Annotated in this window: 2 protein-coding genes and 1 CRISPR repeat array; of the genes, one reads left to right on the top strand and one right to left on the bottom strand. The window is 42.9% G+C overall.

All coding sequences use genetic code 11. The annotated features are described in order from the left end of the window. Window positions 1-50: 50 nt before the first annotated feature. Window positions 51-314: a CRISPR direct-repeat array (repeat unit 37 nt; unit sequence ATTCGTGAGCAAGATCCACTAAAACAAGGATTGAAAC). Between the two features lie 43 nt (window positions 315-357). After that, on the bottom strand, window positions 358-2,133 hold the full coding sequence (locus tag A9239_RS13075) for an RNB domain-containing ribonuclease (RefSeq protein ID WP_048121221.1): 1,776 nt from the start codon (window positions 2,131-2,133) through the stop codon (window positions 358-360). A 333-nt stretch (window positions 2,134-2,466) separates the two neighbouring features. On the opposite strand from A9239_RS13075, the gene A9239_RS13080 reads away from it, so the two are divergent. Beyond that, on the top strand, window positions 2,467-3,102 hold the full coding sequence (locus tag A9239_RS13080) for a class I SAM-dependent methyltransferase (protein ID WP_048156056.1): 636 nt from the start codon (window positions 2,467-2,469) through the stop codon (window positions 3,100-3,102). The last annotated feature ends 44 nt before the right edge of the window (window positions 3,103-3,146 follow it).

A 3,146-nucleotide genomic window follows, 5' to 3' on the forward strand; every position in this document is an offset into this window, starting at 1 on the left:
ACAAGGATTGAAACAATACTAATTTTTTCTGTCCGTTTGAGGCAGATACTATTCGTGAGCAAGATCCACTAAAACAAGGATTGAAACCCTGAAGGAGTCAAACCGAAAGCTGTACCCTCTGAGATTCGTGAGCAAGATCCACTAAAACAAGGATTGAAACAAAATTAGAGGAGTCTGTTTTATAATGAATATCAGATATTCGTGAGCAAGATCCACTAAAACAAGGATTGAAACACCAAAATTACCAAATAACACAAAAAAGTAATCGGGCGACAAAATTCGTGAGCAAGATCCACTAAAACAAGGATTGAAACTAAAAGAACCAAGGTGCTTCTCACTAAAGTCTCGAACTCGGTATTAATTCCCGGACACTAAAGTGTATATCATTTCTCTAGCCGCTAGCCGTTTGGCCCTCTGCTTTTTTCCTGCCTGTCCGGTGCTGGTTGAGGAGCCAAAGGTGCAGGTACAGGTGAAAATAGGTTTGCAGGTAGGCCCTTCCGCCTTAAACGAATAAGCCGGTAAGGGAAGTTTCTTTGCCTGACAATATTCCTGCAAGGCAAAAATAGGGTCTTTTGACATGTTAATCGTCACTTCTTCATTACTGGCCGGCAAATCTATTATCTTGGTCTTCAAGTCTGGAACTGGTAAGCCCAGGACAGCAGCTAGCAGGTCTACGGATGCCCGCTGAGTCGCTCCTTTCTTTGTCAAGTCCTCGTATACGGCAGACCGGTACTCTATATTATTTACTCTGATAGCGCTCTGGGCAGCGAATACCGGTAAGTTACCACGAATCGTGTTGGTCACTTTGTATACTGGCATCTGCCAGCCCGGTATATGCTGTGCGATATTGAAGATCGAGACTGCCTTGTGAGGTGCAGTTGCAATTTCCTCCAGCAATGCTCTTTTAAGCTCAGTCCATCTTTTGCCATCAGGAGCTTGCAATAGTACTAGCTCAGCACAGATGATCGGCAGCTTGCCAAGGCGTCTCCGGAATGCATCGTAGTAGGCCTCAGGACAGTCATCCTCTTTGCGGATAAGGAGTTTGGTGATGCGTTCGAAGTCTGTATCGCTCGTACTATCTATCCGATTTCTCAGGATGGCAGATTCAGCTTTTCTATACGCCTTTTCCTTCATGTACTCACTTTTAGCCTTGTCGTTTTCAAGATGCATCAGGTTGATATGCGATGCAATTGCCTGAATCTCTTCTTTAGAATGGGGCAAGGGTTCATTCTGGATGTGCGCCCGGATCTGTTGGTGATTCACAAGATCAGCATACCTTCGGATGGGCGAGGTAAAATGGGTATAGGCACCTAGGTTCAGTCCGAAATGGCCCAGGATAACTGGGCCGTATTCCGCTCTGTTGAGCATCATGTACGTGGTATGTCTGACAGTAGCTATGTTTACCTCGGGGATTACAGTGACGCTTTCGAGCAACTTCATTAAGTCCCCTCGCTCAGGGGTGGCGCTCCGGGCTGTATGGTTACGGAAAAGGATAGGGATATCGTTTTTGACTGCATATTCTGCTACGGCCATATTAGCGAGAATCATCAGCTCCTGGATGATGACATAGCCGATGGTATCCTCCCTGCGTCTCAATTGCTTTATAGATCCTTCTTCATTTGTCACCAGTCCCCGTCCCAAATCATAGAATGCCAGCGCTCCACGGTTGCGGCGCTGCGTTAAAAGATCGTTTGCAAGCTGGCTTGCGAGCTTAATGAGGGCGTGATGCGTGTGCTCTCTATCAGAGAGAATGCGGGTGACATCAGAAAAAGCTAGTCGGGCTTCGCTGATCATAACAGTCCGCAAAAGCCGTGTTTTTAGGATTGACAAGTTCATGCCGAGGGCAATATCCACGGCGAGAACATCTTTCAACTCTCCTGGCCACAGGGAAAGCTTCTCGTCTGCCAGCTGCCGGGGTAACATCGGGCTATTACCGTTTGCATAATATCTGGTCTCGATCCGAGACATTGCAAGCTTATCAAGCTCTGAGTGCTTGGAAATTACCTTTGCGACATCCGTGATCATAACTAAGACGTGCAAGCCGCCGTTTTCCGTGATTTCCACCCAGATTGCATCATCCATATCTTGGGTTGTCACGTCATCGATCGTAATGCCTCTTAACATATCTGGCATAGTACCACTTAGATGCAAAATTGGGTATGATCTCCTTATATGTATATTGGTTGATACAAAATAGTAAGAGAAACCTTTATTTATGAGTCATTGTTTCTGCTGCGCCGAAGTGACGAAAAGGGAAATATTGTTCTATCGTGGCAAATTATTCCAGATCTGGGAGAGCAAGATCCACCAAAATAGGGATTGAAACTCGATAGAGTTGAGATAGATGAAAATTGAAATATTCGAGAGCAAGATCCATTAAATCAAAAATTGAAACAATATACTGATTTTTTTAATGAAAATGAATTAGTATATATTTTATCTATTAGGAATTATAAGGAGTTAGTTATGAGCGAACTTTCTAGAAAGTTGAATCAATGTAGAAAGCCTGCCGGAGAGGTAGGTAAACTAGTTGCGGATGAAATGAATATCAACCATTATGAGCTGACAAGCTGGGGCTTGGGAAAAATAAACATTAAGCGGGATAGTGTAATTTTAGATATTGGATGCGGTGGAGGCAGAACAGTAAGCAGGTTGGCTTTACTTGCACCTGAAGGAAAAGTTTTTGGAATAGACTATTCTACTGACTGTGTAAACTGGTCTATCGAATTTAACAAAGAATTAATAGACAGCGGTAAAGTTGAGATACATTACGCAAGTGTAGAAAAAATTCCTTTTGAGAATAATAAATTTGACTTGGCACTGGCGGTTGAAACTGTTTATTTCTGGCCCAACCTTATTGAAAACTTTTCTGAAATAAAAAGGGTTTTAAAACCTTCCGGCAGGATTATGATACTTAACGAAATGTATGCCAGCCAGAGCTTTAAGGACAGAAATGACCCGTATGTAAAGGCTGGTAATCTTAAACTACATACACCGCAAGAACTGGATGAATTATTAAAAAAAGCCGGATACGTAAATATACAAACACATCTGGTAGAAAATAAAAACTGGATGTGTTGTATAGGAGAAAAAAGTAGCTAATGCTTTTGTAGTGCGCCGGATGGATAGATCATATAGAAGGATAG

Origin of the sequence: Methanosarcina sp. A14, from assembly GCF_001729375.1 — an archaeon.
Taxonomy (GTDB): domain Archaea; phylum Halobacteriota; class Methanosarcinia; order Methanosarcinales; family Methanosarcinaceae; genus Methanosarcina; species Methanosarcina barkeri.